This window comes from Roseburia sp. AM23-20, assembly GCF_003470905.1.
Taxonomy (GTDB): Bacteria; Bacillota; Clostridia; order Lachnospirales; family Lachnospiraceae; genus Roseburia; species Roseburia rectibacter.
Genome location: NZ_QRHS01000006.1, coordinates 126,190 through 148,985, shown reverse-complemented (window position 1 = coordinate 148,985; position 22,796 = coordinate 126,190). Strand labels below are relative to the sequence as shown.

At 42.5% G+C, this 22,796-nt stretch carries 15 protein-coding genes; 11 read left to right on the top strand and 4 right to left on the bottom strand.

Annotated elements, in window-relative coordinates; all coding sequences use genetic code 11:
• Window positions 1–22 precede the first annotated feature (22 nt).
• Both DW650_RS07265 and DW650_RS07260 read right to left on the bottom strand, forming a co-directional pair.
• Window positions 23–886 (bottom strand): bifunctional 5,10-methylenetetrahydrofolate dehydrogenase/5,10-methenyltetrahydrofolate cyclohydrolase, encoded by an 864-nt coding sequence (locus tag DW650_RS07265; RefSeq protein WP_118209482.1) that lies wholly within the window; start codon window positions 884–886, stop codon window positions 23–25.
• Window positions 887–978: 92 nt separating this feature from the next.
• Window positions 979–1,626 carry a cyclodeaminase/cyclohydrolase family protein gene (locus DW650_RS07260; RefSeq protein WP_199654212.1) on the bottom strand — a complete coding sequence of 216 codons (648 nt, stop codon included), beginning with the start codon at window positions 1,624–1,626 and terminating at the stop codon, window positions 979–981.
• 273 nt (window positions 1,627–1,899) lie between these two features.
• On the opposite strand from DW650_RS07260, the gene DW650_RS07255 reads away from it, so the two are divergent.
• From DW650_RS07255 to clpB, 3 genes are all read left to right on the top strand, one after another.
• Window positions 1,900–5,448 (top strand): HD domain-containing phosphohydrolase, encoded by a 3,549-nt coding sequence (locus DW650_RS07255; protein ID WP_118209480.1) that lies wholly within the window; start codon window positions 1,900–1,902, stop codon window positions 5,446–5,448.
• 1 nt (window position 5,449) lies between these two features.
• The gene (locus DW650_RS07250; protein WP_158576218.1) at window positions 5,450–6,640 is read left to right on the top strand and encodes a BMP family ABC transporter substrate-binding protein; all 1,191 of its coding nucleotides are present in this window, start codon (window positions 5,450–5,452) and stop codon (window positions 6,638–6,640) included.
• Between the two features lie 237 nt (window positions 6,641–6,877).
• Window positions 6,878–9,460, top strand: coding sequence for an ATP-dependent chaperone ClpB (gene clpB, locus DW650_RS07245; protein WP_118209478.1), 2,583 nt, complete (start codon window positions 6,878–6,880; stop codon window positions 9,458–9,460).
• A gap of 117 nt (window positions 9,461–9,577) precedes the next feature.
• Here clpB and DW650_RS07240 read toward each other — a convergent pair whose 3' ends face one another.
• Together DW650_RS07240 and DW650_RS07235 are read right to left on the bottom strand one after the other, a co-directional pair.
• On the bottom strand, window positions 9,578–10,900 hold the full coding sequence (locus DW650_RS07240; RefSeq protein WP_015521452.1) for an MATE family efflux transporter: 1,323 nt from the start codon (window positions 10,898–10,900) through the stop codon (window positions 9,578–9,580).
• A gap of 32 nt (window positions 10,901–10,932) precedes the next feature.
• Window positions 10,933–11,784: a patatin-like phospholipase family protein gene (locus tag DW650_RS07235; RefSeq protein WP_117921972.1), complete on the bottom strand. Its 852-nt coding sequence runs from the start codon at window positions 11,782–11,784 to the stop codon at window positions 10,933–10,935.
• A gap of 350 nt (window positions 11,785–12,134) precedes the next feature.
• Here DW650_RS07235 and pgmB point away from each other — a divergent pair, with 350 nt between their 5' ends.
• From pgmB to DW650_RS07195, 8 genes are all read left to right on the top strand, one after another.
• The gene (pgmB, locus tag DW650_RS07230) at window positions 12,135–12,776 is read left to right on the top strand and encodes a beta-phosphoglucomutase (protein ID WP_118209477.1); all 642 of its coding nucleotides are present in this window, start codon (window positions 12,135–12,137) and stop codon (window positions 12,774–12,776) included.
• A gap of 125 nt (window positions 12,777–12,901) precedes the next feature.
• Window positions 12,902–13,942 carry a LacI family DNA-binding transcriptional regulator gene (locus tag DW650_RS07225; RefSeq protein WP_241070727.1) on the top strand — a complete coding sequence of 347 codons (1,041 nt, stop codon included), beginning with the start codon at window positions 12,902–12,904 and terminating at the stop codon, window positions 13,940–13,942.
• Between the two features lie 170 nt (window positions 13,943–14,112).
• Complete coding sequence (locus DW650_RS07220) at window positions 14,113–15,474, top strand: ABC transporter substrate-binding protein (RefSeq protein ID WP_118209475.1); 1,362 nt, start codon at window positions 14,113–14,115, stop codon at window positions 15,472–15,474.
• Between the two features lie 127 nt (window positions 15,475–15,601).
• Window positions 15,602–16,495, top strand: coding sequence for a carbohydrate ABC transporter permease (locus tag DW650_RS07215; protein WP_118209494.1), 894 nt, complete (start codon window positions 15,602–15,604; stop codon window positions 16,493–16,495).
• Between the two features lie 11 nt (window positions 16,496–16,506).
• Complete coding sequence (locus tag DW650_RS07210) at window positions 16,507–17,346, top strand: carbohydrate ABC transporter permease (RefSeq protein ID WP_055195443.1); 840 nt, start codon at window positions 16,507–16,509, stop codon at window positions 17,344–17,346.
• Window positions 17,347–17,363: 17 nt separating this feature from the next.
• Window positions 17,364–19,730: a glycoside hydrolase family 65 protein gene (locus DW650_RS07205; protein WP_118209474.1), complete on the top strand. Its 2,367-nt coding sequence runs from the start codon at window positions 17,364–17,366 to the stop codon at window positions 19,728–19,730.
• A gap of 17 nt (window positions 19,731–19,747) precedes the next feature.
• Window positions 19,748–20,356, top strand: coding sequence for a YesL family protein (locus tag DW650_RS07200; protein WP_006855578.1), 609 nt, complete (start codon window positions 19,748–19,750; stop codon window positions 20,354–20,356).
• A gap of 6 nt (window positions 20,357–20,362) precedes the next feature.
• The gene (locus tag DW650_RS07195; protein WP_118209473.1) at window positions 20,363–22,786 is read left to right on the top strand and encodes a glycoside hydrolase family 31 protein; all 2,424 of its coding nucleotides are present in this window, start codon (window positions 20,363–20,365) and stop codon (window positions 22,784–22,786) included.
• Window positions 22,787–22,796: the final 10 nt, after the last annotated feature.

Below are 22,796 nucleotides of genomic sequence, written 5' to 3'. Positions count from 1 at the left end.
ATGATGTACTGGTGCAGCACAATTATAAGATGTCTAATCCAGCCTTTAGGAGAGCAGCATCCACAACATGCTCGATCAGGACAGAAGTTGTGACACTTCCGACACCGCCCGGAACGGGAGTGATCGCATCCACAACAGGTTCTGCGTCGGCGAAGTTTACGTCACCGCAGAGTTTGCCCTCCTCGTTTACGTTGATCCCTACGTCAATGACAGTCTGACCGGCACGCAGATATTTTGCGTCGATGACACCGGCTCTCCCGGCAGCAACGATCACGATGTCTGCTTCTTTTACAACGGATGGCATATCTGTAGTTTTCGTGTGACAGATAGTTACGGTTGCATTTTTCTGAAGCAGCATCATGGCGGCTGGTTTTCCAACGACGGGACTTCTGCCGATCACGACAGCTTTTTTGCCGGAGCAGTTGATGCCATAGTGATCTAAAATCTTCATGCAGGCACTCGGTGTACACGGTGCAAAACCGGTTTGTTTTCCAAGGAAAACAGAGACCATGGATCGGTCAGTGATGCCATCAATGTCTTTTTCTACGGCGAGCGCGTTGATGATCTTATTTTCATCTAAATGACGCGGCAGAGGACGGAAGAGTAATACGCCGTGAATATCGTCTGCCTCATTTACCTGTGCGATCGTATTTAAAACCATTTCCTCTGAGGCATCTTCCGGAAGCAGGAATTTTTTATAGGAAACGCCAAGAGTTTCACAGCGTTTAGTCGCACCGCGCTCGTAAGAAATATCATCTTCTCTTTCACCAATGCGGATGATGCCAAGTTTTGGTGTGATCTGGTGTGCGTTCAGTGTCTCTACTTTTTTACGGATCTCTTCATTTAAAGAAGCGGTAACTTCTTTTCCTGATAATAATTTAGCCATAGGTACCTCCATATAATAATGATGTTTTAATTCTGTTGATTCAGTTGATATCGTCACCAAATAGCGGATGAAAAAATATATGGTTTTCCGATTTAGCGGATCTTTGTGCAGACCAGATTGAAAATCTCATCTGCTTTCTTTTCGTATGTTTCACGCAGTTCATCAGCTTCCTTATTATAGGAAGCGGCAACTTCTTTGTCAGCCATGGATTTTGTGTTGATGTAGATGTTTAAGGATGCCCCCTGAAGAGCAGATTTTAGCAGCGTGGCGCCGACACCGGCATCGCTGATGGCAATTTTACTGCCCTTTTCGGCAAAGGTTTCAATCAGATCGATCGCCTCTGCGCAGGTCCGCATGATCTCAAGTGGAACTTCGCAGGCTCCCACTAAGGCGGCTTCCATTACTTCTGCCTTTTTTTCAATTTCTTCCGGTGTGCTTTTTGGCATGCCGTAGGCGGCACTTAACGGTTCAAAAGCTTTGGCGTCTTTTGCCACGAGATCTAAAAGCCGTGCTGTGATGTCGTCTGCTTTTTTCTTACATTGAATGATATCCTCTTCCACAGCGGCATAGGTCTTTTTTCCAACGGTAAGACTCCCGACCATATTTCCAAGAGCGATACCGATCGCGCCGGCGAGGGCAGCGGCACCTCCGCCTCCCGGAACCGGAGACTTGCCGGATAAAACGGTGATAAAATCTTTACAGGAATAATCTGTAAAGCATGAATTTGTCTGATGTTCCATGATATTCCTCCATTGCACATTATTCTCCATACCTGTACGGTATTTTTTAACCATTTTCATTCGATAAGTTACAGTGATTGCTTTATTCTAACATATTGTAATTTTAAATGAAATAGAAATCCTGTAACCCGGTACTTTCATACATTAAAAAATTAATGTATGAAATCAACGGAAACAGTTGTCTTTTTACCGGTTTTTGTTAAAATATTAGTAGAGTTACCTGGGATAAAGCAATAGCACCTGTGTTATTGATGTACACATGAGGAAAAGGTTATGAAAAATAATAAATGGTATGTGATCAGCACGTTTGTACTTGGATGTATAGTGATAAATTTTGCCGGCAGGATTTTGTCTGACAGGCTGCAGCTGCCGTTGTGGCTTGATTCTTTTGGAACAGTAACGGCGGCGTATGTGCTGGGACCTTTCTGTGCAGCTATGGTCGGGATGACGGTAAATCTTACCTATGGGATTTTATATTCCTGGACAAATATGTTTTACGCAGTGGTCAGTGCCATGGTCGGCATAACGACCGGCATATGTGTGAAAAAAGGATTTTTAAAAAATCTTTATGGAGTACTTTCAACAAGTTTTTTAGTAGCGGTTTTATCGGTGACACTTTCTGTCCCGTTTAACTATCTGTATTGTGATGGTTCTACGCAGAATATCTGGGGAGACGGTGTTATTGAGTCTATGGAAAAAGTTGGATTCAACAGCTTTTTCAGTCACTGTATGGGACAGTTTTATCTTGATTTTCTTGATAAGGTTATAACGATCGTCTTAGTATTTTCTCTTATAAAATTGGTTCAGAAAAAAATTGTATCTAAAAGACAGCATACTTTGCTCATGATGTTTCTTTGTATATTGGTGCTTGGCATGATCCGGGGAGAGACAGTAACGGCAAAAACAGTTACAGAACAGGAAGATTACAGTAGTTATCTTCAGACTGTTTATGGCAGGGAAAATGGAATACCGGGTGGATGTGCCAATGATATTGTGCAGACGAAGGATGGCGTTTTATGGATTGGAACATATGGCGGGCTGTACCGGTATAATGGCACAAAATTTCAATGGATCAATGAATATGAATCGATAAAAACCGTGAACTGCCTGTATACGGATGAGGAAGGCAGACTGTGGGTTGGAACGAATGACAGCGGACTTTCCATCTTTATCAATGATACGGTTGCAAATGTTATTACTGAAAAACAGGGACTTGCATCGGATTCGGTGCGCTGTATTACACAGTGCGCAGATGGAAATTATTATGTTGGAACAGCCGGGGCACTTTCCATTGTTACATTAGCAGGTGGATTAAATGTGAAAAAGACGATGGAAGATATTGTGTATGTAAAAAGTATGGATGCAGATGCAAATGGAACAGTTGCAGCGGTAACCGATGATGGAAAACTGTATTTTATCCGGCAGGGAAAGATCATGGATATTGTGGAGCCATCCGAGGGAGCTGATTTTTCCTGCTGTAAGTTTGATGAAAACGGACTTTTGTATGCCGGAACTTCACAGAATGAGATACTTTGCTATGGCTGTGATACGGGAGAGTGGAAATACAGGGAAACGAAAGGCTGTGAAGAATTATCAAATATAAAGTCACTGTATTTTTTAGATAACGGAGCCATGTTTGTCTGTGCCGATAACGGAGTGGGATATTTTGTAGAACAGACAGATTTTAAAATGATAAATACAGATACATTCAACAGTTCGATTGATCATATGCTGATGGATTATCAGGGAAATCTCTGGTTTACATCGTCAAGGCTTGGCGTTCTTCGTTTATGTAAGTCGGTATTTACATCATTGCAGACAGGAGCTATCCAGGAAAATCAAGTTGTCAATTCAGTTACGAAATGGCAGAACAGGTTTTATATAGGAACGGACAGCGGATTAGAGGTAATGGATGAAGAGACCGGAGAAGAATATACGGATGATGTTACGGAAACCTTAGCTGGCACAAGAATACGATGTATTCGGACAGACAGCTGTGGAAACTTGTGGATCTGCACAACGGGAAAGGGCATTTATGAGATTACAGCAAAAGGAGAGACTTTTGTCTATGATAATGCCAGTGGGGCAAATGGTAATAAATACCGTACCGTCGAAGAACTAAAAAACGGGACGATACTTGCGGCAGGAGATGCGGGACTTACATTTATCCGGGATGGGGAGATTACAAAAGTGACCGGTGAATCAGATGGACTTACGGTACCGAAGATTCTTTGTGTATTAGAACAGGAAGACGGAACCATATTTGCCGGCACGGATGGAAATGGAATCGCGGTGATAAAAAATGGAAAAGTGAATGATGTTTACAACAAAGAGGATGGATTAAGCTCAGAGGTGATTCTCCGTATGGTGAAAAATGAGGATGGAGGTGTATTTATTGTAACAAGTAATGGAATCTGTTACATGGATACGGAAGGAAAAATCAGGAGTCTTGATAAATTTCCTTATTATAATAATTATGATATTGTGGAGGGAATCGACCATACTTTGTTTATACCAGGGTCAGCGGGGATCTATGTTGTGGATAAAGAGGAGCTTTTGTCCGGGAGGAAATTAGAGTATAAACTGTTAAACAGTGATGCCGGGCTTAACTGGGCGCTGACACCAAATGCATGGAATTATGTAGATGAAGATATGAATTTCTATTTTTCCACAGATACGGGAGTGATTTGTATGAATCTTAAAAATTATGAGGTTTCTGTCCGTTCCTACCGTATGCAGATGAAATCCGTAAAAATAGATGATGTATCGCATTTTGTCAGACGTGGAGAGGTGATCTATCTGGAAAGGGGAGCAGAAAAGCTTGAGATATTTCCGGAAATTATCAATTATTCCGTGAATATCCCTTATGTAAGTGTTTACTTAGAGGGGTATGACAGTGAGCCGCAGGTGATGTCCCAAAGTGAGATGTCCAGAGTGATTTATACAAATCTTCCGGTAGGAACCTATAAATTTCATATTGCGGTGCTGGATCATAAGGGACAGAATCCGGTAGTGGAAAGTGTGTATACCATTGAAAAAAAGGCAGAGATCTACGATCACTGGTGGTTTGTGGTTTATATAGTGGCAGTGTTTACGTTAGCAGTAGCTTATCTGACCTGGATGATTTTTCATACACAGGTGCAGAGAGTGATCAATCTTCAGAAAAAGGAGATTGAACTGGTAAAAAAGCAGCTGGAAATGGGGAATGAGACGGTACTTACGATTGCTAAGACGGTAGACGCTAAAGATGTAAGGACGAGTCAGCATTCTGAGCGTGTGGCAGAATATTCCGTACTGATCGCAAAAGAACTTGGGTTTGATGAGAAAAGCTGTGAGGATCTGAAAAGGGCAGCGCTTTTACATGATATCGGAAAAATCGGTATTCCCGACCGGATTTTAAATAAGCCGGGAAAATTAACGGACGAGGAATATGGAATTATGAAATCGCATGTGACGAAAGGTGCGGAAATCTTAAAGAGTTTCACAATCGTAGACCATGTGGAAGAGGGGGCCTTATATCATCATGAAAGATATGATGGAAAAGGATATGTGCACGGGTTAAAAGGAGAAGAAATCCCGATCAATGCCAGAATTATCGGAATTGCAGATACATTTGATGCAATGACGGTGAATCGCGTTTACCGGAAACAGTTGGATATGACCTATGTGATACAGGAACTGAAAAATGGAAGGGGAACGCAGTTTGATCCAGGACTTGTCGATGTTATGTTAGGACTGATTGACAATGGAAAGATTGACATATGCAGTCTGTACAAAGAACATGCACATGCAGATCATAGCAGGGAAAAAGAGGAGGAGTAAGGTGAAAAAAGTATATCTTGTGACATTGTGCACCTGTCTGGTTGTGATTGCTTTTGTGTCGGCATCTGTATACTTTCTGAGAGACGAAGAAAAAGAGATCACTGTTGGTTTTGTGTATGTTGGAGATGCGAGTACCGCATATACCAGCAATTTTATTGATGCGCAGGAGGCAATCCAGACAAAATACGGGGATCAGGTAAAAGTCATTGCACTCAATAATGTTGCGGAGGGAACGGAATCAGAGTACTTACAGCAGCTTGTGGATGCCGGGTGTGACCTGATTTTTACGACCAGTTATAATTATGGAACCGTTACGAAGGAGTTTGCAGAAAAATATCCCGGGATCGAGTTTTGTATGGCAACATGTGCGAATGCAAATGAAGAGCCCCTCTTAAAAAATTATCATACATTCATGGGGAAAATTTATCAGGGAAGGTATACGGCGGGAGTGGCAGCCGGGATGAAAATGAAAGAACTGATAAAAGAAGGCGTGATTACGGAGCAACAGGCAAAGATCGGATATGTTGCAGCCTATCCTTATGCGGAGGTGATCTCCGGATATACGGCATTTTTGCTCGGAGTGAGATCGGTTGTACCGGAAGCGGTGATGACAGTGCGTTATACCAATAAATGGAATGATTACCGGACGGAAAAACAGTATGCCAAAGACCTGATTGATGAGGGCTGTGTGATCATATCACAGCATTCGGATACTGCAGGTCCCGCTACCGCGTGTGAGGAAACTGCTGTGGGAACTCCAGTTTATCTGGTAAGTTATAACCAGAGTATGGAAGATGTGGCGCCGACCACTTATCTTACCGGATGCAAGATCAACTGGGAACCCTATATGATGGGAGCTGTGGATGCAGTTTTAAACGACCGTGTGATTGAGAAAAGTATCAAAGGAACGGTCAATGGAAATGATATTGGTGCCGGTTTTGAAGAAGACTGGGTGCAGATGTTAGAATTAAATGAAATCACGGCTGCTGATGGCACAGCGGAAAAAATGCAGGAAGTGATCCGGCAGTTTGAGCAGGGGAAACTGGATGTGTTCCGGGGAGATTATGTCGGGGCAGATCCGGATGACCCGGACGATACTTATGATCTGAATCAGGGATATACGGAGAATGAGTTTGCGTCTGCACCTTCGTTTCATTATGTGCTGAAAGATGTGATCCGGATAGAAGAATAGGGGATTGTGAGGGAAAAAGTCCTGCGGATGCAGAGCATATCGTATTCGTAGGACAGTTTATATTTTTTTTATAAAATAATTAGCACTCACCTCTTGACAGTGCTAACAATCGGGTGTATAACACAAATTGTAAACGGAAAACAGATATAAATTAAGAAAGAAAACTCATGATGGTCTGCCATCATTTGATATAGATGTCCAGTTTGGACCACAATAGAATAAGAGGGAGGAAGATATATGAACATTCAGAAATTTACACAGAAGTCCGTAGAAGCGATCAATGATTGTGAAAAACTTGCATATGAATATGGCAATCAGGAAATCGAGCAGGAACATCTGCTTGTTGCATTGCTGCAGCAGGAAGACGGACTGATTTTAAAACTGATAGAAAAAATGGAAATCCAGAAAGAGCATTTTCTGGATAACGCAAAGAAACATCTTGCTGCAAGGGTAAAGGTATCCGGCGGTCAGGTCTATGTCGGTCAGGATTTAAATAAGGTGCTGATCCATGCAGAGGACGAGGCAAAGCAGATGGGAGACGAATATGTTTCCGTGGAGCATCTTTTTCTTGCATTGTTAAAATACCCGAACAAGGCAATGAAGGAGATCTTCAAAGAGTACGGAATCACGAGAGAGCGGTTTTTACAGGCACTCTCAACGGTGCGCGGCAATCAGCGTGTTGTTTCGGACAATCCGGAAGCTACTTATGATACTCTTGAAAAATACGGTTACGATATGGTAGCGCGTGCGAAAGAGCAGAAACTTGATCCTGTTATCGGACGTGATGATGAGATCCGGAATGTAGTCCGTATCCTTTCACGTAAGACAAAAAATAATCCGGTGCTGATTGGTGAACCTGGTGTAGGTAAGACCGCAGTGGTAGAAGGACTTGCACAGCGTATCGTAAAAGGTGATGTGCCGGAAGGCTTGAAAGATAAAAAATTATTTGCACTGGATATGGGTGCCCTGGTCGCAGGTGCGAAGTATCGTGGTGAATTTGAGGAGCGTTTGAAAGCGGTTCTTGATGATATCAAAAATTCTGACGGACAGATCATCCTGTTTATCGATGAGCTGCACACGATCGTCGGAGCCGGAAAAACGGACGGCGCAATGGATGCCGGACAGCTGTTAAAACCTATGCTTGCGCGTGGTGAACTGCATTGTATCGGTGCAACGACACTTGATGAATACCGTGAATATATCGAAAAAGATGCAGCGTTAGAGCGAAGATTCCAGCCGGTTATGGTGGATGAGCCGACGGTTGAGGATACGATTTCCATTCTGCGTGGTTTAAAGGAGCGCTACGAAGTGTTCCACGGTGTAAAGATCACAGACTCTGCGTTAGTATCGGCAGCAGTGCTCTCAAACCGTTATATTTCCGACCGTTTCCTGCCGGATAAAGCGATCGACCTTGTGGATGAGGCATGTGCCCTGATCAAGACAGAACTTGATTCCATGCCGACAGAACTTGATGAATTAAACCGTCGTGTCATGCAGCTTGAGATTGAGGAAACCGCATTAAAGAAAGAAACAGACAGGTTAAGCCAGGAGCGTCTCGCTGACCTGCAGAAAGAATTGGCAGAACTGCGCGATACGTTTAATACGAAAAAAGCGCAGTGGGAAAATGAAAAGAAATCGGTAGAAAAAGTCCAGAAACTGCGTGAGGAGATCGAGACAGTCAAAAATGAGATCAAGACCGCACAGCAGAATTATGATCTGGAAAAAGCAGCAGAATTGCAGTATGGCAAATTACCGCAGTTAGAAAAACAGTTGGAAGCCGAAGAAGAGGAAGTAAAGAACCGTGATCTTTCCCTGGTACATGAAAATGTCAGCGAGGAGGAGATTGCACGTATTATTTCCCGCTGGACCGGTATCCCGGTTGCAAAACTGACGGAGAGTGAGAGAAACAAGACACTTCATCTCGATGAGGAACTACACAAACGTGTCATCGGACAGGACGAGGGTGTCACTAAGGTTACAGAAGCGATCATCCGTTCCAAAGCAGGTATCAAAGATCCGACAAAGCCGATCGGTTCGTTCCTGTTCTTAGGACCTACCGGTGTTGGTAAGACGGAGCTCGCAAAGGCACTTGCGGCAAGCCTGTTTGATGACGAGTCTAACATGGTGCGTCTTGATATGAGTGAGTATATGGAGAAATATTCCGTCTCCCGTTTAATCGGAGCGCCTCCAGGATATGTCGGATACGATGAGGGCGGTCAGCTCACCGAGGCAGTCCGCAGAAAACCATATTCTGTTGTACTGTTTGATGAGGTGGAAAAAGCACATCCGGATGTATTCAATGTGCTGTTACAGGTACTTGATGACGGACGTATCACAGATTCGCAGGGCAGAACCGTTGACTTTAAGAATACGATCATTATTATGACGTCAAACCTTGGTTCGGCGCATCTGCTCGAAGGAATTGATGACAACGGAGATATCAATCCGGAGTGTGAAGAGGCAGTCATGAATGAACTGAGAGGACATTTCCGTCCGGAATTTTTGAACCGTCTCGATGAGATCATCATGTTCAAGCCGCTCACAAAAGGCAATATCGGCAACATTATCAACCTTCTGATCACAGATCTCAACAAACGTCTCTCTGACCGTGAGATCACAGTAGAGCTGACAGATGCGGCAAAGCAGTATATCGTGGACAACGGATACGATCCGGTTTACGGTGCAAGACCGTTAAAGCGTTTCTTACAGAAACATGTGGAGACACTTTCTGCAAAACTGATTCTTGCAGATGAGGTAAGGGAAGGCGATACGATCCTGATTGACGTGGAAGGAGACCATCTGACTGCGCGCGTAAAGTGACAGATTGTGGATGGTAGCGAGAGAATCAGACAATGTGCCTGAAGAGATAATTGCATAGATACAAAATAGAAAAAGAAGGACTTTATCCCCAAAACGGATAGAGTCCTTTTTTCTTGTTTATTTGCTGTGTACTTTGCGCAGCAAAAGCGGTAACTCCACGATCAGCATGGCGATCCAGCCTGCAAGATAGGAATATGGAAGTGCCTCAATACCAAGATGCATTTTAAAGACGAGAGGTGCGGCGGCAAGCACGCGGATTCCCATATTTACAAAACTGCTGATAAGTGTGATCTTTAAATCGCCGATACCGCGGAAATACCCCTGGATCCCGTTTGTGACAGCCGGCAGTATATACATCAGGGAGATCAGATGCAGGTAGATGACACCGTGTCCGATGACTTCCTCATCTTTGATAAAGCAGAGCATAAATTCTCTTGCAAATAAAAAGCAAAGTGCAAATACAATAAGCCCGTATATAATTTCAAGAATCATACCGCAGCGGAATCCTTCCCGCATGCGGTCTTTTTTTCCGGCACCTTTATTCTGTGCCATCAGGGCAGTCATGGCATGCGCAATATTCTGTTCCGGTGTGTAGGCAAAGTCGTCAATTCTGTTTACGATCGCAAATGCGGCTGCAACCGAAACACCCATGGTGTTAACGATTGCCTGGATGCCGAGTTTTCCAAGCTGTACAGTTGCCTGCTGTAATGCGGATGTCCAGCCATAGGCGATCGTGCGCATTAAGAGCGAGCGGTCAAATACCAGCCATTTTTTTCCGAGTCTTAATAAGGGCACTTTTTTCTGGATATAGATGACACAGAAAACGCAGCATAAGGCTTCACTCAGCACGGTAGATACCGCGCAGCCGTTGCTGCCGGCTTTCAACACGACAACAAAAAACAGATCCCCTAAAATATTTAAAACGGCACTGATCATCAGAAAATAAAGCGGGGTATTGCTGTCACCGAGTGCACGCAGTGTGCTCGAAAAAAAGTTGTACAGAAAAGTAAAGACCAATCCTAAAAAGATGATCTGTAAGTATTCTGTTGTGAGGGATAAAATACCTGCATCCGCCTGCATTAAGATCAGGATCGGTCTTGCAAACAGGATACATGCTGTGGATAAGATCAACGAAAAAATAACGCCGGAGAGCATGGTGGTACTGATCTGGCGGTGCAGCGTGTCGTAATCTTTTGCCCCATACTGCATTCCCATTAAAATGCTGGCACCCATGCACAGTCCGTTTAAAAACAGGATCATCAGAGTGGAAATCGGATTGCAGATGCCGACAGCGGCAAGTGCTTCTTTTCCGACAAAATGCCCGACAATGATACTGTCTACGGCATTGTAGGTAAGCTGGAACAGGTTGCCGAGCACGAGCGGGATCGTAAAGCGGATCAGGATCGGCATGATTTTTCCGGTGGTAAGATCTTTGGTCATAGTGGTAAAAGTCCTTTTATTTGTAAGATAAATTAGTTCAAAAAATATTTCAACTCTTCTGCGCGGGCTTCATAATCTGCAACTCCGAGATCATAAAGATCCTGTTCTAAGGCAGCATCCTTGGAGAAAGTGCTAAGCGGCATATGGCGGCTTGGCGCAAAGATAAAAACATAGCCTTCTTTTTCTAGCCGGCAGGCAAGGTCGATGGATGCCTGATAATTAATATGCCGGTTGTCGATGCTTTGGATTGTTTTCGGATATTTATGCAGCATATGTTTATACAGCGGGCGGTGTGCCTCTGGTTTTTTTACGAAGTCCCTTGGATTTGAGAGGATAACGACCATTTTGGTACAGCCTTGTTCGATCGCATGGTGCAGCGGAATCGAATCGGCAACACCGCCGTCATAATAAAAATGTTCCCCTACTTTTACAGGACGGCAGAAACCGGGAAGAGCGCAGGTTGCCATAACCGTGCGGTAATCGTCGCGGATAATGTCATATTTGGAAAAATAAGCTGCACGCCCGGTTGCTGCATCGGTTGCAGTCATATAAAATTCAGCCGGATTTTCCATGACGGCAGAGTAATCAAGCGGATCTGCCCCATCGGAATTTGTCAGTGTCCCGTAAATATACTGCAGACCGAATAAGTTTCCAGTATGTACTAAACTTCGTACGCTTAAGTAGCGCGGATCACTTAGATGTTCCGTATAAAAACGGAGATTACGTCCCCGCTGCCCTGCAAGATAAGACAGCGTATTTGCAGCACCCGCAGATACGCCGATGCAGTAGGAAAATGTGATATCATCGTCTAAAAATTTATCCAGAATGCCGGCACTGTATGCGCATTTCATACCACCGCCTTCTACTACAAGTCCTGTTTTCATAGTGTTCCTTTCTTTGTATTTTGATAGGTGTCAAAATGAGCTTATGGACATTATACTTTATTTACTACAAATCGTTCAATACCAATATAAACAGATTTGCCGGTGTTTTTGTTTCGCCGGATGGAAGTATGGAAAGAAAGGCTTGTCTGCTGTAAAATTCAACCGCAGTTTTTGCAGTACATGAATTTTATTGACAATTTACCAAAACGTTGTTGATTTTTAAAATAGAGGATGATAATATAAATTTACCAAAACGTTTTGGTAACTGGACGCATGAACATAGACAAGAGAGAAAACACACAGGATGATATCGGAAAACTAAGAGCGAGAGAAAGTATGGAGGTGTAGAAATGTCATTAAAAGGACTTATTTTTGATCTGGACGGGGTGATCGTGTTTACAGATCAGTATCATTATAAAGCATGGAAACAGATGGCTGATGAGAAAGGTATTTATTTCGATCAGGAGATCAATAACCGGCTGCGCGGAGTGAGCCGTATGGATAGCCTGGAAATTATTCTGGAAAGATATGAGGGACCTCTGTTAAGCGATGAGGATAAACAGAAGATGGCGGTTGAGAAGAATGATATTTATAAAAAACTTTTAGAGCAGATGACACCGGCAGATGTCAGTGATGAAGTGAAAGAAACTTTAGATGAGCTGCATAGAAGGGGTTATCTGCTTTCAATCGGATCATCAAGCAGGAATGCAAAATATATTCTTGAGAGAACAGGAATTATCGACAAATTCGATGCAATTTCGGATGGAACAAATATTAAAAAATCCAAACCAGATCCGGAAGTTTTCTTAAAAGCAGCAGAGTTTCTTGGCTTGAAGCCGGAAGAGTGCGGTGTTGTGGAAGATGCATATGCGGGAATTGATGCAGCAGTTTCCGGTCATATGACAGCAATTGCGATCGGCGATGCGGCAGGTTATGACAAAGCAGATTATAAGCTGTCTACATTTAAAGATTTACTGGACATTGCAAAATAAGAATTACAAGTAATATAAACAGGAAAAATATGGATGGAATTGCTTACTTTGCAGTTGGAATATCATGATAAAATGTGATAAGATGGTTACAAACCACTGAAAAATGTAATGCAATGGGGGATCATATGGCGAAAGACAGAAAGTTATATCTGAATGAAAGAACGACGATACGTGATGTCGCACAGGAGGCAGGAGTATCACTGACTACGGTATCCCATGCACTGAACGGCTATAAAGATGTGAGTGAAAAGACCAGACAGAAAGTCATGGAGGTGGCAAGACGACTGGATTATATGCCGGATGAGGCTGGCCGTTCACTAAGAGGCATACAGAAGAAGACAATTGCACTGCTGCTTGCCGGAGAATTGCCGGAAGAAGATCCGAGCGGTATTATGTTTGGACTTACGAGTGGGATTTATAAGATTGCCCAGAAAATGGAGTATGAATTTACGATTCTTACAATGCCGACAAACAAGCAGATAAAAATCAGTTTTGGGCAGATCTGCAAGAAAAAGAAACTGACTGGAATCATAGTTGACGGGCTCGCTATGGATATGCCGTACTATGAGCAGATTAAAAACAGTGAGATTCCCTGCGTCCTTGTGGATGTTGCGCTGGAAAGCGATCATGTATGTGAGGTTTCCGTTGATAATGAGAAAGCATCTTTTGAAGAAGTAGAGCATCTTATTGAGAATGGATGCCGTAATATTGCAATGCTTTCCGGTAAGAAGATGGCGCAGGTGTCAGAACGCAGAGAGTGTGGATACAGGCGTGCATTAGAGAAACACGGACTCCATATCCGGGAAGAATGGATCGAGGACTGTCTGTTTGAGCAGAAAATAGCTGTTCAAAAGTCAATAGAATTAAAAAAAAGTTATCCGGAGATTGATGCTTTTTTTTGTGTGAGTGACGGCATTGCGATTGGAGCAATTGAAGGCATGGGACAGCTTGGAGTACGGGTGCCGGATGATGTAGCAATAGCAGGGTTTGATGATTATACGGTTTCACAGTATATTCACGGAGGGATTACATCGATTAAGCAGTATCCTTACAAAATGGGCGTAGCGTGTGCGAATACGGTCATCAGCATGATTGAAGGAAACCGTGTACCAGACTGGATACCAATGGAATACAAACTTATGAAACGCGCATCAACAAAGAAATGAGCTTGTGAAAATTATATAAAAGTAAACAATAAAATTCGTGAAACATGATGAAAAAACAAAAAAATGCACAAAAGACTTGAAAACCAAAACGTTTTGGGATATGATTCATTTATCAGTTACCAAAACGTTTTAGTTTTTTACTTTATACTAATATTTCAGGAGGAATACATATGAAGAAAAGATTTGTATCTATTTTACTTGTGGCAGCAATGACAGCGTCCCTTGCAGCATGCGGTGGCTCAAACGGCGGTGATAACAGTGCATCAGCAACCGAAAAGGGAGGAAAGACAGAGAGCGCATCTGACGGTGGTGAGATCACACTTACAATCCCGACCTATTTTGTCGGAGAGAATGTGGGTGCTATATATTTTGAACCTGCCGTTGAGAGATTTAATGAGGCAAACAAAGGAAAATATCATATTGAATTAGAAGAAGTCGTTGAGGCATCTTATACAGACAAGATCAGCCAGTTGGCACAGTCTGATGCACTTCCGGCACTGATCCAGACACCTGACAAAGAATGGATCCAGACAGCAATGATTCCGGGAAAACTGTATTATCCGATGAACGATTTTCTGGATGAACATCCGGAGATCAAAGAGCTTTGTGTAGATTCTTCTGTGGAATATTGTACACAGGAGAACGGAGATATCATCAGTGTGCCGGCGGTCACACTTTCTAACGTGGGTTTATACTATAACTCAGCACTGTACTCACCGGAGAAAACAGTTTCATCCATGACAATGGATGAATTTATCAGTTCTCTTGGTGACAACAAATTAGCGTTCCAGACAGTTGACGATGCATGGACATCAGCATTGTTTTTAACGGCATTGATCGCAAATGAAGATGGCGGTAAAGAATGGCTTCAATCGAATGAAGGAACCAAATGCTACGATTACACAGAGCCGGCATTCGTAAATGCTGTAACAAAATTAACAGAGATCTGGAAAACAAATGCATCCTCTAATGCAGTTGGTGCAGCATATGCAGACGCAGCCAATGCATTCATGTCTGATCAGGCAGCCGTTATCTGCAATGGTCCCTGGATGAACTCCGAATTCGTGGACAGTGCTTCTGATAACTGGTCTAATGGATTTAATGGAGCGGATGTAAATGCGGATTATTATCCTGGCAATGTGTCAATCTGTGATACAAAAGTATTTGGCAGATGGACGCTTACCAATGGTGGTACGGATGAAGAGAGAGAATGTGCAGAAGCATTTCTTGCATTTATTTATTCAAAAGATGAGTTAGAGACATTTGCACTTACAGAGGGATGCCAGATACCGAATCTTACCTATAGCGATGAATTTCTTTCGAAGTTAGATGAAAAACCATTGGTAAAACAGCAGGCCGAGTTACTGACATCTGATACAAATATCGTTCCTAATGTAAAAACTATTATGCCTGATTCCGTAGCAACCAGTGTATTTGGTACCAATCTTGTGCAGTTAGTAAATGGACAGATTACTCCGGAAGAGTTCTGTGAGACTCTTACAACAAAAGCCGCTGAAGCTGGCGACAAATAATCGATGAAATCATGGAGGGGGGATCATTTACGGACAAATTGATTCCCCCCTTTTCTTCAGAAGATTGCCTTCTGAACGCGGAATGTATCTGAAAATAATGGATATTTCTGAAAGGAAAGGAAATATTATGACAAAAAAGAAAAAATACGGAAAAGTGCAGGTTAAAAATTTTAAATGGATTTACGCATTCCTTCTTCCGACAATCATTATATTTGTGATGTTTTATGTACAGCCGATCGCTGTGATGCTTACAACATCATTTACAAAATGGGATGGATTTAATGATCCTTCTTTTAATGGGATCAGTAACTATATAAAACTCTTTACCAACAGTGCTTCTGCAGCATCGATCAAAAACCTGATTTTATGGTCGGCTATTGCAATGACGTTCCATGTAGGATTTGGTGTGCTCACGGCATTTGTTTTATATCTGAAGCCTCACGGATGGAAATTCACACGTTCTGTATTTATGATACCAAATATTATTTCAGCAGCAGCGTGGGCATTGATCTACCGGTTTATTTTCAATGACCAGATGGGTGTTTTAAACTCAGTGATACGTGTATTTGATAAAGATTTTTCGGCGCAGTGGTTCTACCAGAGTCCATATGCATTCTGGGCAGTTACCCTTACATGGCTGTTTTATGCAGTTATTGTCACATTGATCGTATTGAATGATTTAATGGCGATTCCAAAAGAACTGATCGAAGCAGCAAAACTTGACGGAGCGAATGGATGGCAGCTGATCCGTTTCGTGGAACTTCCTCTTTGCCGGATCTCCATAGGAACCGGAATGTTATGTTCTATCACATCACGTATCTCCATGTATGAAGCGATCGCACTTACGACAGCCGGAGGACCTGGTGATGATACGATGAGTTTATCTGTACTGCTGGTACGTGCGATCACAGATTACAACTACGGATTTGCCAATGCGATCGGTGTGATCATGTTCCTGATCGGTTTACTGGTTATGTACATTGTAACAAAGGCATTCCGTATGAATGATTCAATCTACTAGGAGGAACAATCATGAATGTGATAAAAAAAATATTAACAAATATCCTGATTTATGGAACAGAATTCATTGTTATTATGCTGAGTGTATTCCCAATCGTATGGGTGGCATTATCCTCCTTTAAAACGAATGCACAGATTCTGGAGGGACCATTTACACTGCCAACAGGTATTACAACAGCAAAAGAGGCATACACATATCTGTTCCAGAAATATGATTTCTTTAGTTATTTTGGCAATTCGCTGATGATATCGCTGATATCTACGGTGATATCCCTGGTCTGTTTTGCAATGGCGGCCTATGTATTGGCGAAATATGAGTTCCCGGGAAGAAATCTTATTTTTGCACTATTTACAATTACAATGCTTGTTCCGGGTCATGCAAAAGCACAGCCGATTTTTTCGCTGATCAATTCCATGCATCTGTATGATACCAAAACAGGTTTGATCCTTGTATATCTGGGAAGCGGTATTGCAATGTCGATTTTCATTTTGAAATCGGCATTTATGGGAGTTCCAAAAGAATTGGATGAGGCTGCTACGATTGATGGTGCAGGGTTTTTCCGTACATTTTTTATGATCAATCTTCCACTTGCGAAATCAGGTCTCTCTACCGCTGGAATTTTAATGTTTCTCGGCAATTGGAATGAATATTTCTATGCATCACTTCTTACATCATCAGAGAAGAACAGGACGCTGCCGGTTGCATTACAGTTTTTTAACCAGTCATTATCGTACGATTACACGAAAATGTTTGCGGCACTCACACTCGTAGTGGTTCCGGCAATCATTGTATATTGCTTTGCACAGGAGCAGGTACAGGAATCTGTTGCTGCATCCGGAATTAAAGGTTAATAAAGGAGAATGAAGCTATGCCAGTTATGAATTACAGAAAAGGAACAGGGGCAGAGACAAGCTGGATCATTGAGGAGACCAGCTTTCATGAGAAATATACTGGAAAATGTGAGTCCATCTTCACACAGGGGAATGGTTATTTAGGCCTCCGCAATTCGCTGGAAGAAAGATATGTGGATACTGTCAGGGGTATGTTCATCACAGGAACATTCAACAAAGCAAGCAAAGAGGAAGCAACTGAACTTCCGAATGTTTCTGATATTGTGAATATGGAAATCGAACTTAATGGTGAACGTTTTTCCATGACAGAGGACAATCTAAAAGAGTATTCAAGAACATTAAATCTTTATACGGGGGAAACCTGCCGTAATGTCCTGTGGGAAGGAAAAAACGGGAATGTCGTGCAGCTGTCTTTCCATCGTTTTGTGTCTTATAAGAACGTACATGTGATCGGTGCATATGTTGAGATCAAACCTGTAAACTGCGACGTAAAAGCAACGGTTGTGAGCGGAATCAACGCACAGGTAACAAATCATGGGGCACAGCATCTCACAGAATTTTCCAAGCGTGCATTTGAAGAAAAATTTCTTCAAATGGGTATGGTCACGACAGAATCGGCAGTTTCAATTGCAGTCAGCACCGTACATAAAGTATTCCAGAGCGGAAAGTATACAGAAGATGCGGCATCTAAGATCATTGATGACCGAAGAAAAATCCACGCTGAAATTCAGCTTGTCATTCCACAGGGAGAGACTGCAAGAGTGGAGAAGATTTCAACGGTCCATTCCAGCAGAGATCTGGAGTATGTGGCATCAGGGAAAGAGCCGGAAGGAGAGAATGTCTGCAGGGATGGTCTTGATAATTTAAAAGAAGCAGAAGAAAAAGGCTATGAAACTCTTTTGGAAGAAAGTAAAAAAGTCTGGGAGAAAATCTGGAAGAAACAGGATATTCAGATTGATAGTAAAGAAGATGATGCACAGATAGCGGTGCGTTTTGCACTTTATCATCTTCAGATCATGGTACGCAGGGAAGATAACCGGGTTGGTATTGGTGCAAAGGCACTTAGTGGAGAAGGATATAAAGGACATTCTTTCTGGGATACAGAGACATTTATTTTCCCATATTTCCAGATGGCAGAACCGGAGACGGCAAGAACTCTTCTGGAATTCCGTTATAAGGGACTGTACGGTGCAAGAAAGAAAGCGATCGAAAATGGTTACAAAGGAGCCATGTACCCGTGGGAAGCAGCATGGGTCAGTGATGGTGAAGTTACACCGTATGTGACCGGTGTCAATGTTCATACCGGAGAGCCGATGATCTGTTTAACCGGAGTGATCGAGCAGCACATTACGTCTGATATTATTTTTGCACTGTGGCAGTATTATGCTGCAACAGATGATCAGGACTTCATGGATAGATATGGCTATGAGATGACGATCGAGACTGCCAGATTCTGGAACAGCCGTCTGGAGTGGATTGAAGAAAACAACAGATATGAAATCCGTGATGTTATAGGACCGGATGAGTACAAAGAACATGTGGATAATAATGCATATACGAATTATATGGCATATGAAAATATGAGACTTGCAGCACAGGTAATTGCATGCATCCGTGATGAGAAGAAAGATATCTACGGGAAAATGCAGAAATTAATGCAGGAAGAGGGTACATCATTAGAACAGTTAGAGGAAGAACTGAAAGATAAAATGAAGAAACTTTATCTGCCGCAGCCGGATGAAAAAACAGGGATTATTCCTCAGTTTGACGGATACTTTGATCTAAAAGAAATAGATCTTTCTGTGTATAAGAATGCATCTGTTGTGGGAACGGTCTTTCATGATTATTCAGGGGAAGATGTACAGGGAATGCAGGCAGGTAAACAGGCTGATATTGTAGAACTTCTGTATCAGATGGAAGATATCACAACACCGGATAATAAGGCAAAGAACTATGTATACTATGAAGCAAGAACACTGCATGATTCATCTCTTTCCAAGGCGATCCACAGTATCACTGCATGTGATCTTGGTATGGAGAAAGAGGCTTATGATATGTTCATGAGTGCTGCACTTACCGATCTTGGACAGGAGATGAAATCCTCTGATGCAGGAATCCACAGTGCAAATATGGGAGGTGTATGGCAGGATGTGGTAATGGGATTCGGTGGAATAAGAATCCGTGACGGACATCTCCGTATTGCTCCAAATTGTCCAAAACAGTGGGAGAAGTTTACATATCCTCTTTACTGGAAAGGAAACGAACTTCATATCACAGTCTGCAAAGATGGTGTGGAAGTTATAAACGAAGGGGAAGATTTCGAGGCAGAGATCATGGGTCAGACAGTAACTGTCAGCAAAGGAAAAAACGAATTTCGGGCATAAGAGCATAGGAGAGAAAAATGCTGCAGAATGATGGAAAGTTTGTAAAGGTATTAAACCGGATCGCAGATCTGGTTGGATTAAATCTTTTAGCAATCCTCTTTTGTATTCCGATCGTTACGATAGGGGCATCCATAACAGCCGTTTATGGATGCATCTTTCGCATACAGGAGAAAAAAGAAGGATATCTGATAAAGGATTTTTGGAAGTTGTTTAAAGCAAGTTTCAGGTCATCTACGATCATTTATCTTGTGGGTGTACTGGTGATCGCAATGCTATATCTGGATTATCATATTTTTGCTGCAGACAGAACGATGAATGCTTTGCAGATACTTGTGATCGCAGCCGGGATCATAGTAGCAGAGATTTTTACTTACGCGTTTCCAATGGAATCTTACTTTGAGAATACTGTGAAAGCAACTGTGAGGAATGCCGTATTGCTCGGAATCTCGAATATTCCATATACATTGCTTATGCTGGGTTTGAATACCCTTCCATTTTTTATTATTTCAAAAATTCCAATTGCATTTGGTATCTGGTTTCTGATCGGTATCTCAGGAATTGCATGGATCAACAGTTTTTTCTTAAAGAAGATTTTTCAAAATGTAAAAATACGAAAGGATGTGTAATAGACGATGAAACAGCAGTTTATATGTGAAAGAAGACCAAAAGCAGATCCGCGGAATATTGTTCTTGGAAAAAATTACCGTATTACATTTCTGACGGACAGGCTGGTCAGATTTGAATATAATGAATCCGGTGCATTTGTGGATGAGGCTTCGCAGGTAATATGGTACAGGGATTTAGAAGAGGTTCCTTTTGAGATAAAGCAGAAAAACAACTTTCTGGAGATCCAGACAAAAAGCATACGGATACGCTATGATGAGAGAGCATTTGATGAGAGCATCCTGAGTGTGAAACTGAAAAAACCGGACAATGGATGTGATCTGGAATGGTATTATGGCAGAAAAGAGGATCGTAATCTTTTCGGAACTGCCCGTACGCTCGATGAAGCAGACGGCAGGATCAGACTGGAAAAAGGAATTCTTTCCAGGGATGGATTTGCAGTATTAGATGATTCAAAAACGATTTTACTTACCGAGGATGGCTGGATCAAAGAGAGAAAACAGGGAGGAGAGGATTTCTATCTGTTTGCCTATGGTCATGATTACCGGGGCGCGGTAAAAGATTTTTTTAGGGTTACCGGCCGTGTCCCAATGCTTCCAAAATATGCACTTGGAAACTGGTGGAGCAGATATTACGAGTATTCACAGGATGAGTATCAGAGACTGATGGATCGTTTCTTAGCGGAAAAAATCCCGTTTTCGGTGGCAGTCATTGACATGGACTGGCATATCACAGATATTGACAAGAAGTATGGTTCCGGCTGGACCGGTTATACATGGAACAGGGATCTGTTTCCGGATCCGGGGAGTTTTATGGATAATCTGCATGACAGGGGAATGAAAGTGACTTTAAATGTGCATCCGGCACTCGGTATCCGGGAATGCGAAAGTATGTATAAAGAAATGGCAGAGGCAATGGGAATGGATCCGGCAGCCGGAGAACCGGTTGAATTCGATATTACAGATCCGGAGTTTCTGGAAAATTATTTTGAGATCGTACATCATCCGCTTGAGGAAGAGGGGGTTGATTTCTGGTGGCTGGACTGGCAGCAGGGGGGACATACGGCAGTGAAAGAGTTAGATCCGCTTTGGATGCTGAATCATTACCATTATCTTGACAGTGGACGGGATGGAAAAAGAAAAATGACATTTTCACGTTATGCAGGTCCTGGTTCTCACAGATATCCGGTAGGTTTTTCCGGGGATACGGTTGTAACGTGGGAGTCTCTTGATTTCCAGCCTTATTTTACAGCAACGGCATCAAATATCGGATATGGATGGTGGAGTCATGATATAGGCGGACATATGCTTGGAATCCGGTCAGATGTTATGGAGGCACGCTGGTATGAGTTAGGGACATTTTCCCCGATCAACAGGCTGCACAGCACTAAAATGTCGTTCAGTGGAAAAGAACCATGGAATTTCAGACCGGAAGTAGAACATGCGATGGGAGAAGCCCTGCGCTTAAGGCACCAGTTACTGCCTTATCTTTACACTATGAACTATCTGGCATACAAAGAATACCGGCCGGTCATTGCGCCAATGTATTACGATTATCCGGAAAAGGAACAGGCATATCCGGTTCAGGATCATTCTTTTGTTGAGGGAGTAAGCAACAACCAGTATCTTTTTGGAACAGATATGATTGTTGCACCGATTACAAGTGACCAGATAGCGAGTTTAAATCAGGGAAAAGTAAAAGCGTGGATACCGGAAGGCTGTTACCACGATTTCTTTACCGGATTGATCTATAAAGGTGAGAAAGTAATGTGGATGTTCCGCGGCATTAACAGTATTCCGGTGCTTGTAAAAGCAGGGGGCATCATTCCGATGCAGAAAGAGCTGTTCGGAAAGGATTTTCTGAAAAATCCGGAAGAACTTATCATAAGAGTCTATGGCGGAGCGGATGGCAATTATACACATTATGAGGATGACGGTGAGACCGAGGATTATAAAGATGGCAGGAGCTGTTGCTTTACATCCATGCATTTTGACTGGGAAAGAGGGGCGTTCACAATCGAAGGGGCAGCCGGACAGACAGATCTGATCCCGGAATTCCGGGATTATACAGTGGAACTGTGTGGAGTGAAAGAGGCAGTGCCTAAAGTATACATAAGTGGAAAAGAAATCAAAATAACGTATGAATATCAGTGGAAGAAGGGATGTATCAGAATCCGCATTCCGAAAGTGTCAGTGGATGAAAAAGTGGAAATTATTTTTGAACAGAAACTGACATTAAATGACAACCATACACTGGAGCGTGTGTATGATCTGCTGAATCAGGCACAGGACAGTAATCTTGCAAAAGAGTCTGCATACCGGCTTTTAAGTAGTGGAAAAAATCTGGCAGATATCTTAGGCGAGCTTGAGACGACGAATTTAAAAAAAGAGATCAGACTGGCAGTCATTGAGATCATGACCGCTGATTTATAAGGAGAAAAAA